Here is a 14,966-nt window from a genome sequence, read left to right as displayed (position 1 = left end):
CCTCAAAATCATAGACCTCACATATTTGTTGTTCAATGTCACTATTACTCATTCCTTTGGCATACAGAGATATAATCACATTCTCTATACCATCTACCATACTTTTACGCTTGGGAACAATCATTGGGTTAAAAGAGGAATCCCGATCTCTGGGAACACTTATCTCGGACTCACCAAAGCTTGTTCTCACTTTTTTACTGGTGTATCCATTACGAGTATTACCGGAAGAACTCTTCTCATTTTTAACATTTTCCAAATGGCTGTCCAGCTCACCTTCAAGCATCTTCTCGATACCACGTTTTTGCAACTGTTTTAAAAAGCCTGTAAGTTCCTCACCACTCTTAAACTGTTTGAGGAAATCGTCATTTAGTAAATCTTCTTTTTTCATTACTGTGTTTGAATTTAAAATTAAAAAAAAAAAAAAATAGCTTGGATCAAGACCCAAGCTATTTTTTAAAACTTACACAGTTAATGAGATACTGCCTTATAATTATAAATTTTGATAGAGTTACTTATTTACCTCAACTATTTTATAATCATCTATTAACTCACCAGATTCAGTCCAACCTTGAATGTGAAGTATTAATTGATCCTTACCAAAATATGGCATTGTGAAAGAAGTTTTCCCATCAATTACTTCTAAATCCCCTTGCCAATCTATAACACCTAATTTATCAAAAAAATCGTAAGTATAGCTGTAATAACTAGGAGTAAAAAACTTTTCCGGACTAGAAAATGTAAGTGGTACTTCATAACTACTTATATTTTTAAATTTTTTACTGAATGGATCTAACAGCGGATCTGTTTTAATGGTAATAATACCATATTTCCCACTACCTGCCTTTCCAGTAAATCCACTTTGATCAATCTCTATGTAATCTACTGATGACATATTAAAACCTTGTAAAATATTTAGATCGGTATATACTACATCATCTAAAACAAGTGACATAGGCTGAACATTTCCATTTGCTTTTGCTAGTCTTAAACTAACAATAGAATATTGACCATTTATATCACTTGCCTGCAAGCCATATCTTCTTAAATATTGAAGAATACCAACATTATTTTTACGATCATTATCTGAAAAGAAGTTTACACTACCTCTCGACCTATTTCTAATTCCAGATTGCCTTTTCTCCTCTATATCAGCTTTTAAAACTATCGTGTCCAACTTTTCAGACGAAGAACTAAAAGGTTTTAATTCCACATCAGAAATCTCGTTAGATATATTAAGATGTTTGACCTCTCTTGAAGAGTTAAAATGAGGAATTATATTAGGATTAAATTGTAAATATAAATTAGTCTTATTTGGCTTATCCTTTTTATCAATTTCACTGATTTTAAATTTCTCTTTAGTAGTTGGGAAATAATTTTGAAAAGAAAACATACTTGCACCTTCTTTTAGATTGACAAATGTGGTCCCTGAGTTTCTACCTGGATAAATTAAAAAATTATTTGTCCTAGATTTATTAACGTTTGCTTGTACTGATATACCAGACTCAAAATTATAATTAAACACTTTTTGCTTTTTAAAGATAAAATTCCAATCATACATTTCCCATCCATAAGATAGCATGAGGTTATCCATTTCAAAACGTTTCTTCTTGTTGGATAGATTTAAATAATAAAGTGGATTATTCACTTCTCCATATAAATACGGATTTAACTTAAATGCTGCGGCTATACTTTGATTGCGATCTAGAGATGCGCTTTTTGTAGAATGTACAGTAACACTTAAATTAGCATTCTTAATTTTTTCAAATTTTAAAAATGTATTTATAGAATCTAAATTTTTGATCATGGAAAACTCCTTGACTTCATGAAGATAAAAACCCATGTCATTAAATACCAGTCTTTTAGAAATCACTTGTTTATCTTTAGATAAAAGAGTGATTTGATTTACCCCTGGAGAAAGATCTTTCTTATCCAAAGCGACTAATTCATCAGTACCTTTTATAGAAACCTCATAAATATTAACAGCTCCATTACTATTAACTAAAAGTGACAAATCATTTAAATCCAAATGATGTAGAGTCTGAGAATTAGTTTTTAATCCTACATAAACTTTATCAGTCACTTGATTAACATCCATTACCACTCCATAATCTTCAATTTTAGGAAATTCAGTCGATAAGACTTCATCAGCTTTATTTAAACTAATTCCATAAGAAGTATTTAAACTTGGGTTCATTGTAAATCGACCTATTCCGTTTTGATCAAGTTGAATTCTATCAGCCACCTCGCCATTAACGATAAAATAAGCTATATCATTTTCAACAGATTCAGTTTTATCTATTTTCAAACCTACTGTTGTTAGTACATCCTTTACTAAATGACCTCCTTCTGGTAATAAATGTACTTTTATAACATCTTGAGAAGATTTAGTTGAAACATTGGTAGCTGGGTTAATTACCACAATAGGAGCTTCAAAATAATAAGGATTTTCAAAATTCTTCATCCAGTTGGTAAAACTTCTAACAGAATAATTACCAGGAGATAAAATTGAATCTATGGCAAAAGTTCCATTAGCTCTACCATTATCAACTAACATCATTTTTTCTTTTATTACCTTACCTCTTGAATTTACAATTTGGCAATAAAGATTTTTTACATTTTGAGAAGGTAATTGTTTTTTATGGTCTAATACGTATGCCTTAAAACCTAAATCTTCTCCTTGCATTAAAAAAGATTTATTTAAATGTAAAAAAACATTTGATTCCGGAATTTTTATGAAATTATCAAAATCTTTTAAAATACTATCATTGGTAATTTGTGCTTGTAAGCTAGCAAATGAGAGAATTGCCAAACCTATTAAAAATTTAAATTTCATTATATTTTGTTTTTGGTGGTTACATTTTTTTTTGGTTTTACACATTCATCAACTTTAATACCATTTATTCAATTCTTTTAAAAATTAGTTAAAAAAAACTCCTAGATTTTTAAAATCTAGGAGTTTTTTTTATAAATCAAACAGTTAGAAAATCATCTTAACTCACATTCTCAATCACCATTGCATATCCTTGTCCTACGCCTACACACATCGTGATTAAGGCATATTTCTTACCGGTTAATTGCAATTCTAAGGCTGCACTGTAAGCAAGACGTGCACCTGTAACACCTAGTGGATGACCTATAGCTATAGATCCACCGTTAGGATTTACACGTGCATCATCGTCGGCAAGTCCCCATGCTCTTGTGCAGGCTAGTGCTTGCGATGCAAATGCTTCATTAAGTTCTATAACATCCATATCTTTTAAAGTTAGACCTGCTTTTTCAAGTGCTTTATTACTAGCTGTAACAGGACCTATACCCATAATACGAGGCTCTACTCCTACCACAGCACTACTTACCACTCTAGCCATAGGCTTTAAGTTGTATTTCTTTACAGCATCTTCACTAGCAATAATTGTTGCAGCCGCTCCATCATTTAAACCACTAGAATTCCCTGCAGTTACAGATCCACCTTCTTTTTTAAAGGCTGGACGCAGTTTTGCAAGAACTTCTTTTGTAGTAGTTGGCTTAATGAACTCATCATCTTTAAAGATGATAGGATCTTTTTTACGTTGTGGTATTTCTACGGCTACAATTTCCTTAGCAAGTCTTCCTGATTGCTGTGCTGCCGTTGCTTTTTGCTGTGACCATGCTGCAAAGGCATCTTGATCTTCTCGAGAGATCGTAAATTTCTCTACAAGATTTTCAGCAGTGTTTCCCATTCCGTCCACTCCATACATTTCGGCCATTTTGTGATTGACAAAACGCCATCCAAAACTAGAATCGTACATCTTTGAGTCGGTACCAAAAGCACTGCTAGGCTTTGCAATAACTAGTGGTCCACGAGTCATGTTTTCAACACCACCAGAAATAAAAACATCACCATCACCGGTTTGTATCGCTCTATGCGCGTGTACAATAGCACTTAATCCAGAACTACACAATCTATTCACCGTTTCTCCAGGAACTGTAACTGGCAACCCAGCAAGCAATCCTGCCATGCGAGCGACATTACGGTTATCTTCTCCAGCCTGATTTGCACAACCCATTATCACGTCTGCATAAGCATCTGTTGGGATGTTAGGACTTCTTTCTACTATAGTTTTTATTACATGAGCAGCAAGATCATCTGGTCTTACGGTAGATAATGTTCCTTTGTAATTTCCTATTGGTGTACGTACACCGTCTATTATATATGTGTTTTTCATTTTGTTGTTTTAGGTTCCATCTCGTGAAAGCGGAATGACTTCAAAGCAATTTTACCAAAAGTACATAAAGAAACTTTCATACTATCTAGTGTCTGTGGACATAAACAATAAATTTATTTTTGTGACTAGAGCCTATAACTAAACCATTTTTACACCTAAAATCAACGACATGATTTTAAAAGGTTTAAAATTAATTTGCTTTTTAAGTTGGATCTTTATTTATCTGATAAAGCGCGATGGAATTTTAACACCGAGACCGCAATTAGTTCCTTTTCTAGCAGCAACAACACCAATGTAAATTCATTATTCAACACTAGTTTTTATTACAAACCACATAAGAAACTCATCCTAAGAGCAGAATTGTACAATATTTTTAATGAGCAATTTTTCACAACAACCACGAGTAATTCCAACTCTTTAAAATTGAGCCAATTCTCCTTACATCCACTGCAGTTTACAGTTGGACTAAATTATACGTTATAATTGATCAAAATATAAAATTTAAGAAGTCTAAATTATTGTTCAGCTCTCCTCTAAAACTATGATAATAAAATATTTTAAGAACGTAATAAAAAGTTAAAACCGTATCGTATAATTGTAATAGCTAAACCTGCAGCCATGACCAAATATCTACTCTCTAGTTTTCTTATAGTTTTTTTAAGTTTCAACATAAGCGCTCAAATTGTAAACATACCTGATAACGATTTTAAATTTAGGCTTTTAAATGTGAATACCGTTGACACTAATAATGATAATAATCCAGATGCAATAGCAGACACTAATGGAGATGGCGAGATCCAAGTAAGTGAAGCGCTTGCTGTAGAGCGTCTTTTTGCAGATTGTGGTGCAAGAGATTTTACTGGAATAGAAGCTTTTACAAACCTTAAGTTTTTATTATTTACTGGAGACCGAAATCTTACTAAATTAGACCTGAGCCAAAATACCCAACTTGAAATTCTTACTACCTATTCTGGTAATGCTAATTTTGAAGCCCCTGGATTTTTGAATCTAGATAACTTAATAAATTTAGAAAGTGCCGCTTTGAGCGAAACAGGACTTGAAACTATTGATTTGAGCGATTGTGTGGCCTTAGACCGTATATTTTTAGACAAAAATCAATTGACTTCAATAGATTTTTCAAATAACCCAGCACTGACAAAAGTAGATATAGGTGACAATCCTCTCAACTCAGTAAATATTTCTAACAACCCTAATTTAGAAGAATTAGATATTTTTCATAATAACAACGCTAATCATCCTTTAGGAAGTCTTACCAGTGTCGATGTATCCAACTGTCCTAATTTGATTAAACTAAACTTAAATCAATTAGAAATTAATCAATTAGATGTTTCTAATAACTTTTTACTAGAGGAATTATCGATTTCAAGAAATAATCTTACTGAGTTAGATTTAAGTAATAATGCCTTACTCACTAGACTGAGCATGAATAATAGTACTAGCTTAACATCGCTTATCATTAAAAATGGTGCTGTGAGTCCACCACTCGATTCTTTTTGGTTCTCCACGTCAAATATTCCTAATTTAACTAGTGTTTGTGTAGATGCTGACGAGATTACATCGGTTACTCAGTTTTTGTCTACTCAAGGTTACAATAATTTACTTGTTGATAATTCTTGTAATGCAACACCAGGTGGTTTTACAAACAAAGTAAAAGGAGTAGCAAAATTTGATATTGCAAATAATGGATGTGATATGAGTGATCCTCCTTTAGGTTTTCTTAAATATGATGTTTCTATCAATGGAACGTCTTACAGTTTTAGAGGCTCAAGTGATGGTAATTTTGAAATACCGTTCCCACAGGGTAATTTTAATATTCAACCTACTTTTGAAAACCCAAGTTGGTTTAATGCAACTCCTGCTACCATACCTGTGTCATTTACTACAAATGGAGAAGAAATCATACAAGATATTTGTGCAAATACAAATATTATAAAACATGATGTGGAGGTAACTATTATAGGGACTACTACAGCTAGACCAGGATTTGATTCAAACTATAGAATCTATTACAACAACAAAGGGAGTGTTGCAGCTTCTGGAACAATATCCATAAATTATGATCGGGATTTAGTTCAGTTTAACAACAGTACAACTACACCATTAACTCAATCACCAGGTAGACTTTCTTTTAGCTTCAGTAATCTATTACCGTTTGAGACTAGAGAGATAGAACTTAATATGAATTTAAATTCTCCTATGGACACTCCAGCTTTGAATGATGGTGATGTATTATATTTTGCAGCAAATATTACTGAAGGAGTTGGAGTATTTGATGAAACTATTTTGGATAATACTGTCGAATATGAGCAGGATGTGGTAAACAGTCATGATCCAAATGATATTGCCTGTCTAAGTGGTAAAAATTTAAATCCTTCCATGGTGGGAGAATATGTTAAGTACTTAATACGATTTGAAAATGTAGGAAGCGCAAGTGCGGTAAATATTATTGTAAAAAACACTATAAATCCATTAAAATTTGATATCAGTACCTTGACTCCTTTATATAGTAGTCACCCAATGATTACCTCTATTGAAAATAACAAAGCCCTTTTTTCTTTTAACAATATTTTTCTTGATTTTAACGATGCGACTAATGATGGTTATTTAATTTATAAAATCAAAACATTACCTAACCTTCAATTAGGTGATACTTTTAGTAATCAAGCTGAAATTTATTTCGATTTCAACTTCCCTATTATCACGAATGACTACATGGTTACTGTAGCGCAAACAGCAAGTATTGATGATGTAAATTTAAATACTGTAAAATTATACCCTAATCCTGCAAATGATACAGTTAACATCACATCTCAGTCTAATATTAAAGCAATTAAAATTTTTGATCACTTAGGTAGAATAGTAAAAAGGATTACTCTAGTAAATGAAATTTTAGAAAAGTCAATAAATCTTTCTAACCTGAAAACAGGTTTATATTTTGTAGAGGTTGAGGATAAAAACGGAAAACAAACCGTAAAGCTGGCTAAGGAGTAATTATTCCCAGTCTTTAGTAGTCCTATAAACCACACCTTTAAAAAGAGCCACCAACTCATCGCCTTTTTTAACCTCAACGATATTAAAACCTACTTTGGTTTTGGTTTTATCTAAGGTACATTCCGCAGTGATATAATCGCCTTCTTCAAGTGCTTCTATATGATTGATACTCGTTTCTATAGATACGGCAAATTTACCGTGCGTGTTTGATGAAAAACCAAAAGCAGTATCTGCCAGCGAGTATGTAATCCCACCATGTGCTTTTCCCATACTATTGAGCATTTCTGGTCTTATGGTCATTCCTAACTTTACACAACCTATTTCAACCGACAGGATTTCAATTCCTAACCAAGTAGAATAAGGATCAAGTGAAAGCATTTTTGCTGGAATCTTTTTTCCGTCTATCATCTTTTTAAAGTTCTGTCAATTTAAGAGTCGTGTTATAATTTCTCATTGTTGATGTCACACCAAGCTTCTTTTCAAACCAAGCGTTAGTCATTTTAGTCTTGCCAAAACCTACTCCACAATAGAAATAAATAACATTATCTACTATTTTAAAAGTTTCCATATCATTTGAAAACTCTTCAGTAACCTTTACTTTCTCTTGAGCAGGACTTTCATTTAAAAAGCCAAAACTCATGAACTTTGAATTCTCTATAGTTCTCGTTTTAAAAGGGTTTGCTTTTAAAATATCAGAAATCACTTCTTGTTTCTTTACGATAACAGGAATAGCTAAATCAAATTCTGCCTTCAATAGATCTCTAATAATATCAGCACATTGCGCCGATTTTAAATCACTATTAAAAACGATATTTCCAGACTGTATATAAGTAGTCACACCATAAAAAGAGGTCTTTCCTAAAGCATCACGCAGTAACGCCATAGGCAGCTTATTTTTACCACCTACGTTAATGCCGCGCAATAGTGCTACATATCTCATTATAGTGAGAATTTAGTTCTAGCAGCCTTCATCTTGCGCAATATAGGCGAACATCTATAGCGATCTTCTCGGTATAAATCATACATCGCGTCCAGTCCGCTTACACACCATTCTATTCCTTTTTCGTTTGCCCAGGCGAGTAATCCTTTTGGATAATTCACTCCTTTGGTCATCGCGCTGTCTATTCCTTGCGCGGTTGCTATGTTTAAAAACAAGGCATCTGCAGCTTCGTTAATGAGCATTACAAGTACTCGTTCTTGAATTTTTTTTATGAGTTCAGGAGATTTTATTGGGTCCGCTTTCGCGAAAGCGTGCTCACTATCCATATTCACATAATCATAAAAACCTCTTCCAGACTTACGGCCTAACCAGCCAGCCTCAACCAATCGTTTTTGAGTCAACGCAGGCTTGTATCTTGGGTCAAAATAGAAGGCTGCAAAAACAGTTTCTGTCACCACATAATTCACATCGTGACCTATGTAATCCATCAATTCAAAAGGTCCCATTTTGAAACCAAGTCCTTTCAAGGCATAATCTATAGTGGCAAAACTCGCCATTCTTTCTTCATAAATACGCAACGATTCACTATAAAAAGGTCGCGCCACACGATTGACTATAAAGCCAGGAGTATCTTTTGCTACGGCAACTACTTTTTTCCAATTCTCGATAGTAGCCACACAAGTATCTGTCACATTTTGAGCCGTTTGCACAGCAGGAATCACCTCAACGAGTTTCATCAACGGCGCCGGATTAAAAAAGTGGATTCCTATACAGCGCTCTGGTTTATCGAGTGATGCTGCAATACTAGCGATACTCAAACTAGAAGTGTTAGAAGCTATTACACATCTATCAGACACGTGAGATTCTAATTCTTGAAACACCTTTTTCTTTATATCAAGGTTTTCAATAATCGCCTCGATGGTAAGATCTGAGTCGGCTAGATCCTTTACCGTACTTACATAAGAGATATTGGATTGTATGCGATTTTTCTCAGCAGCATCTATTCTACCTTTCTCAATAAGTCGGTTCATTATCTTTTCAAGAGCCGCTTGCGCTTTATCCAGTTGGGCCTGATTAACATCAAACAATTTCACTTTACAACCAGCCGTGGCAGCTACTTGAGCGATACCACTACCCATTGTTCCTGCTCCTATGACTCCTACTTTATTGATTTGAGATTTTTGAACTTGCATTTCTTTGATTAACGAATTAAGATTAACGATTTTTGATTAACGATTAGATCGTTATTACTTTTTTTTATTTGTACTGGTTTTGATACTTGCTACAAAAATTGAGATCAGTTGATTATTTTCATCTAGTAAACTGTCCAGTAATTCAATTTTAGTAATGGTATTTGCGCCTTTTTGGATTTTAAGATTGACAAAAGTTTCTCTTAACTCCTTTAAAGCAATTTTCATTTTATGTAAAAAGTCACGATTAGATTCGGCTGATCTTGCTTCTCCATAGTTTAAAGCTACAGAAGTTGCTGATCGAATTAATTGTTTTGATAAGTGTTGAGACGCAAAGCTTTGATCGAGATGCTTACAAGCGGTTATTACAGCTATAGCAAATTTTATCAATCGATCTTCAAGTTGGTTTGGACTCATTTTAATTATGTCTAATTCACTTTAAATTTACAACAATCAATCGTTGATCGTTATTCAGCAATCTCCAATCGTTAATCTATCTATTTCCCGTTAAAAACAGGTTTACGTTTCTCCATAAAACTTGCAACACCTTCGGCATAATCTTCTGTAGAAGCACTTTCTATTTGTAGTTTAGACTCAAGAGTTAATTGCTCTTCTACTGTATTGTAATAGGATTGATTCAGTGCTTTTTTAGTATTAGCTAACGCTACCGTAGGTAATGCAGCTAATTTTTGCGCTGTTTTTTGAGCGGTAGCTAGAAAATCAGCATCAGGAACAGCTTTATAGATCATTCCCATCTGGTCAGCTTCTGGTGCTGTGATTTTATCGGCAAGCATCATGGCAGCACTTGCTTTACCAAAACCGATCAATCTAGGTAAAAAGAAGGTTCCCGCACTATCTGGTATTAAACCGATTTTAGAAAATGCTTGTATAAAAGCAGCACTTTCTGTGGCGATTACTACATCGCAACATAAGGCAATATTTGCTCCTGCACCAGCGGCAACACCATTTACAGCGGCAACTACCGGTTTTTCAAGGTTTCTAATTTTAAGAACTATCGGATTATAATGATCGTCTAGAATGGCTTTGAAACCTGGATTTAACTCAGGATCTGTAATTTCTTGAATGTCTTGTCCTGCACAAAATGCTTTACCTTCGCCCACTATCATCACCGCTCTCACCTCATCATTTGAAGCACATTTGTCAAGCGCATCCTGCATGGCAAATGCCATCTCGCGATTGAAAGAATTGAATACTTGTGGTCTATTTAAAGTTATAGTTGCAACGCCGTTATCGACTTGTATTAGGATAGAATCTGACATGAAATTGAATATATTAAAAACACCATCTTAGACAAGCTCAGATTGATATTTACGGATTATAAATTTATCCGTAAATTTAGTAGAAGTTCTGCTTTCGCGAAAGCGAGAATGTGATACTTATACAAGTAATTTGAAAATTAGAAACTTTTAATTATTCATAAATAATTAAAAGTCCTCAATTTTATACAAACTAACAACCATGAAAACAATTTTCCAACTTATTGCAGTTCTCTGTACTCTATTCTCAACGGCACAACCAGAATTAGATTTTGATATGGATGTCAATTTTGGTAGAGTTGGTGACTATGCAGACGTTACTTATACAATAACAAATATTTCTAGTAATACAATTAATAACCTTTCCATTAATCATACTGACGCAGTAAATCCTGTCTTGACCTTAAACCCTTAAACACTTGCTCCTGGTGCAACCGTAATAGCAACTGGCAAAATCGCTATATCTGGAGACCGATATAATGGCAGTATTCCTTTTTTAGGTTCTACTCAAGCAAATGGAAACATAAATGGTACTGCAATAACCGAGTTATCTGATGGAATAAACTTTCAAGGTAATCGAGTAGATGACGGCTCTTCTGATTATCAAATCTTTACACCAGAAAGAATAGAAGCTGTTTATATAGATGATGACAGTAATGGAGCCTACACTCAAGGAACAGATACCACTATTTCAAACACTACAATAAACGTAAGTGATCAAAATGGGAATATGTTTTCAGTTATGACCAACGAAACTGGATGGTGGAATGCCGATATTCCCGACAGTATGGTGAATACAGCAGGAGATTTTTTGGGTACAGTAGATCAAAGCTCATTTCCATCTTCGTTTACTAATTATTTTTTAATAGACGGATTATCACCTTTTCAACTCGCTTTTCCTCTTGCTGCGCAATTTGAATTTGCACATGGATATACTGATCAACCAGCGAGCATTGAAGATGTAAAAGAAATTTCTGCTTATCCGATACCTATGACAGGCAACACACTTTTTTTAAATAATTATGAAACTGGAGCGGTAAAACTTTATTTCTTAGATGGTAAAGAAATTTGGAAAGGAGAAGTGACTGATGGTCGCATAGAATTTGATGTTCTAAAAAATGGGTTTTACATTTTGAGAGTAATTACCCAAGACAAAATTGCTAGCATCAAATTGTTGAAAAAATAATTGTTTTAGGTTTCCGCTTTCGCGAAAGTGAGAACCCATATAATTATGCAGGTGTTATCAAATCATTAAAATATCAGTTCTCATAAATTAATTGTTTCAAATTTTGTAGTTTAGGATCGTTATGAAAAAAGGTTTTCTTTTAGGAATACTTGCATGTTTACTTTCTAGTACAATTACTTCATGTAGCTGTGATGATGATGGAGAAGGAGGCGAGACTTTATTGTTAACAGAACGAGGGAAATCATTTCTTCCTTATCAAATTAATGATATAGTGAAACTTGTAAACCCCATATCAAATGACACCTTAATACTTACTGTTAATCAAATAGAAGATAATTTAGGAACCGATGAAGATAGTAGTCCATCACCGATGGTAGGACTTCCAGAATGCTCTGGTGGCAGTAGACCAAATACTGTGGAAGAGAGATTTGTAAATTTTCAAAGTTCTACAGGTTGCTCCATCACAAATATACTTGGACCTACAGATAATGTTAGAATACAAACAATTGCATTCGGCTGTCCATTAAATTTTCAGGCGTCGTTTTTTCCTATTTCTATAGATTCGATATCATTCAATAATGTTCAATATACTGACGTGATAAAAGTTGTTGGGAATTCACTAGAGAATGAAATTTTCTATGCAAAAGATGTTGGTATTATCGCCATGCTTAGAGGAAACACAGCATACTATTTAATTCCATAGAGCTACCTATTTCAAACACTTAAAATAATCAAATGGCTCTAAGCAATCCTCACACTGGAACATAGCCTTACAAGCCGTAGATCCAAACTGGCTTACCAACTTTGTGTTTTTTGAGCCGCAATTGGTACATTTCACTAATTTCTTCTCATTGAGAAGCACGTCTTAGACAAGCTCAGATTGATATTTACAGATTATAGACTTATCTGTAAATTTAGTAGAAGTTCTGCTTTCGCTAAAGCAATCTAACTAATAGAAAACAATCAAAGATGAGTTTACCTTATGTAGATTTAATCACCTAAATAATGATAATGTCATATAAAATCCATTTTATATTCCTTCAAGTTGAGGCATGAATGCCTTATTTTTAGTCAACAAAGCTGGTGTTACAAATACAATGAAACAAGATAAAGTACCCAGAACATTTACGGTTAACAATTCTGCATGTTTTCCACTCGTGAAATATAACTCTTCAGGGAACCACCCAAATACTAGGACAAATCCCCAAGTTATCCCCATAATAATTGAGGCATAGAAAGAGATTTTGGGAGCTTTCATTTTCCAAAGCATAAATATAGGGGCTAATCCTATAACCATTGTACCACTGACAGTAGTTGCACTTAAAACAGTAGGATTTAAAAACACAGGTATAGTCCCACAAATAGTTAATAAAACCATCATTAAGCGACCACTTTTAATAGTTGGCTTTTTAACTACTTTAAGATCTAGAATAGTTAACTTAGAAAAACTTGAAAAACTACTATCTAATGTACTTGCTGCTGAAGTGATCATAATAAAATTCACTAGTAGAGTCATGGAAACTCCTAATAATTTTGAAACTTCTACAGGAGCTTGTCCAGAAACTCCTTCTTGTGCTCCATATATACCTACAAATGAAAATAGAATAATAGAAATAGCTCCTATAACTCCTGCCCAAAGAAATGACTTAAGCGTTGTTTTAATATCAGAAATAAAACCTCTATCTGTCATAACAGGATCATGAAAAGGGTAACTAATACATTGAACCAATCCTACAAAAATCAAGTTGACACCAGTAGACCAACCCCATTCTCCAGAAGTTAAAATAGCTTCAACACCTCCATCTGTTTTAGGTAAAATCACACTAAGTATAACTACCAACAGAACTGCAAAAAAGATAAATTGAATAACATCAGTCATGATAGAACTACTCATCCCTCCTTTCAAACTGTACCACAGAGTCATTAAAGTAAATATAATTATGGACCATAAATAACCCATTGAACCAGGTTCTCCAAAATAACTACCTATAACTATAGTGTTAGACCATATTTCATTGAATAATCTAAAACATATTAAAACGGAAAATAGAATAATTGCTCCACGACCAAATTTAGATTTCAAAAAATGATGAATGGATAAAAAACCTCCTTTTTTACGTAATTGGTAAATAACAATACCGGCTGTGATAAATGACATGTAATAACATGCATAAGCAACACCTCCTACTATCCCAAAATCCAGACCTAAATTAGCTGAATTTGTAATAGACTTAGCAAATAACCAACTAATTACTAAACTACTTGTTAATAGATAAAAATTAGGCTTTTGTTCTTTTCTACTTCCTTTATAAAAATCAGTAAATGACTTTGCTAAAGGAGATATAAATATTAAAATTAAACTAGATATAATAACCAAACCCCATTGGTACAACAGTGTATTATCTTCCATCTATTTTTATTAGGTTGAATGTATATATTGAAAAATGTTATTCAAATTAAGCTGACAAATTTAAACCTCCTCTTTTACATGTTAAAGCTCTATTTATTAACATTTAGATTAATATTTTTCTACAGACAGTATTATATTGATTTAATTCATTGTGAAGTTTGCTGGTTATTACCAGACTTAAAATAAAAATCTTAAAAGAGATGTGGATATCTAACCCTTTATTCAAATAGTGAGTACTACTTCAAACACTTAAAATAATCAAACGGCTCTAAACAATCCTCACACTGAAACATAGCCTTGCAAGCGGTAGAACCAAACTGACTGACTAACTTTGTGTTTTTTGAGCCGCAATTGGTACATTTCACTAATTTCTTCTCATTGAGAAGTACATCTTTATCGGCGGTTTCTTCTAGTGGAGCGGCGATACCGTATTCTTCTAGCGCTTTACGACCACGCTCGGTAATCCAGTCTGTAGTCCACGGCGGACTCATAATTAATTGTATATGTGTTATGTAACCGCGAACTGCAAATGCTCGTTCTAGATCATCGCCTATAACATCCATCGCTGGACAGCCACTATAGGTAGGTGTCAATTTTATAGTAATCTCTTTTCCTTCAACTATAACTTCTCGGATTACCCCAAGGTCTACCACGTTTAATACAGGTATTTCAGGATCTTTCACAGATTCTAAAACATCTAATAATTCTTGAGATATGTTATAGTTTTGGATCATATTGAATATCGAAAA

General features: G+C 33.6%; 14 protein-coding genes and 1 pseudogene. 4 read left to right on the top strand and 11 right to left on the bottom strand.

Annotation, left to right across the window (positions count from 1 at the left end; genetic code table 11):
* The 3 genes from LY01_RS12405 to LY01_RS12395 form a co-directional block, all read right to left on the bottom strand.
* On the bottom strand, positions 1 to 388 hold a 388-nt coding region (locus LY01_RS12405), incomplete at its 3' end, for a transposase (protein WP_211289297.1).
* A gap of 120 nt (positions 389 to 508) precedes the next feature.
* On the bottom strand, positions 509 to 2,833 hold the full coding sequence (locus tag LY01_RS12400; protein ID WP_146080431.1) for a hypothetical protein: 2,325 nt from the start codon (positions 2,831 to 2,833) through the stop codon (positions 509 to 511).
* A 157-nt stretch (positions 2,834 to 2,990) separates the two neighbouring features.
* Positions 2,991 to 4,202: an acetyl-CoA C-acyltransferase gene (locus LY01_RS12395; protein ID WP_104516171.1), complete on the bottom strand. Its 1,212-nt coding sequence runs from the start codon at positions 4,200 to 4,202 to the stop codon at positions 2,991 to 2,993.
* A gap of 618 nt (positions 4,203 to 4,820) precedes the next feature.
* Between LY01_RS12395 and LY01_RS12390 the strand changes: the two genes are divergently transcribed.
* On the top strand, positions 4,821 to 7,214 hold the full coding sequence (locus LY01_RS12390; protein WP_104516170.1) for a T9SS type A sorting domain-containing protein: 2,394 nt from the start codon (positions 4,821 to 4,823) through the stop codon (positions 7,212 to 7,214).
* Here LY01_RS12390 and LY01_RS12385 read toward each other — a convergent pair whose 3' ends face one another.
* The 5 genes from LY01_RS12385 to LY01_RS12365 all read right to left on the bottom strand — a co-directional run bounded on the left by LY01_RS12385 (position 7,215) and on the right by LY01_RS12365 (position 10,624).
* Positions 7,215 to 7,622 (bottom strand): PaaI family thioesterase, encoded by a 408-nt coding sequence (locus LY01_RS12385; protein WP_104516169.1) that lies wholly within the window; start codon positions 7,620 to 7,622, stop codon positions 7,215 to 7,217.
* Between the two features lie 4 nt (positions 7,623 to 7,626).
* A complete protein-coding gene (locus LY01_RS12380) occupies positions 7,627 to 8,154 on the bottom strand; it encodes a DUF1697 domain-containing protein (protein ID WP_104516168.1) in 528 nt (175 codons plus the stop codon).
* Complete coding sequence (locus tag LY01_RS12375) at positions 8,154 to 9,347, bottom strand: 3-hydroxyacyl-CoA dehydrogenase NAD-binding domain-containing protein (RefSeq protein WP_104516167.1); 1,194 nt, start codon at positions 9,345 to 9,347, stop codon at positions 8,154 to 8,156. Before LY01_RS12375 ends, LY01_RS12380 begins: the two co-directional genes overlap by 1 nt.
* Before the next feature lie 54 nt (positions 9,348 to 9,401).
* The gene (locus LY01_RS12370; protein WP_104516166.1) at positions 9,402 to 9,761 is read right to left on the bottom strand and encodes a four helix bundle protein; all 360 of its coding nucleotides are present in this window, start codon (positions 9,759 to 9,761) and stop codon (positions 9,402 to 9,404) included.
* An 80-nt stretch (positions 9,762 to 9,841) separates the two neighbouring features.
* Positions 9,842 to 10,624: an enoyl-CoA hydratase-related protein gene (locus LY01_RS12365; protein ID WP_104516165.1), complete on the bottom strand. Its 783-nt coding sequence runs from the start codon at positions 10,622 to 10,624 to the stop codon at positions 9,842 to 9,844.
* A 199-nt stretch (positions 10,625 to 10,823) separates the two neighbouring features.
* On the opposite strand from LY01_RS12365, the gene LY01_RS12360 reads away from it, so the two are divergent.
* The 3 genes from LY01_RS12360 to LY01_RS12350 all read left to right on the top strand — a co-directional run bounded on the left by LY01_RS12360 (position 10,824) and on the right by LY01_RS12350 (position 12,510).
* A complete protein-coding gene (locus LY01_RS12360) occupies positions 10,824 to 11,036 on the top strand; it encodes a hypothetical protein (RefSeq protein WP_104516164.1) in 213 nt (70 codons plus the stop codon).
* Positions 11,037 to 11,363: 327 nt separating this feature from the next.
* Positions 11,364 to 11,807: a T9SS type A sorting domain-containing protein gene (locus LY01_RS12355; protein WP_170034629.1), complete on the top strand. Its 444-nt coding sequence runs from the start codon at positions 11,364 to 11,366 to the stop codon at positions 11,805 to 11,807.
* A gap of 121 nt (positions 11,808 to 11,928) precedes the next feature.
* Entirely contained in the window at positions 11,929 to 12,510 is a 582-nt protein-coding gene (locus LY01_RS12350) for a hypothetical protein (RefSeq protein WP_104516162.1), read from the top strand.
* Between the two features lie 6 nt (positions 12,511 to 12,516).
* Here LY01_RS12350 and LY01_RS15280 read toward each other — a convergent pair.
* From LY01_RS15280 to paaD, 3 genes and pseudogenes are all read right to left on the bottom strand, one after another.
* Positions 12,517 to 12,672, bottom strand: a pseudogene (locus LY01_RS15280) (PaaD-like zinc ribbon domain-containing protein); the annotation flags it as partial.
* Between the two features lie 165 nt (positions 12,673 to 12,837).
* Positions 12,838 to 14,217: an SLC5/6 family protein gene (locus LY01_RS12340; protein WP_104516161.1), complete on the bottom strand. Its 1,380-nt coding sequence runs from the start codon at positions 14,215 to 14,217 to the stop codon at positions 12,838 to 12,840.
* 236 nt (positions 14,218 to 14,453) lie between these two features.
* Positions 14,454 to 14,951: a 1,2-phenylacetyl-CoA epoxidase subunit PaaD gene (gene paaD, locus LY01_RS12335; protein WP_104516160.1), complete on the bottom strand. Its 498-nt coding sequence runs from the start codon at positions 14,949 to 14,951 to the stop codon at positions 14,454 to 14,456.
* Positions 14,952 to 14,966 lie beyond the last annotated feature (15 nt).

Source organism: Nonlabens xylanidelens, from assembly GCF_002934445.1.
GTDB lineage: Bacteria > Bacteroidota > Bacteroidia > Flavobacteriales > Flavobacteriaceae > Nonlabens > Nonlabens xylanidelens.
Note: the sequence above shows the minus strand (reverse complement) of the source record. Positions and strands in the feature narration are given on the sequence as shown.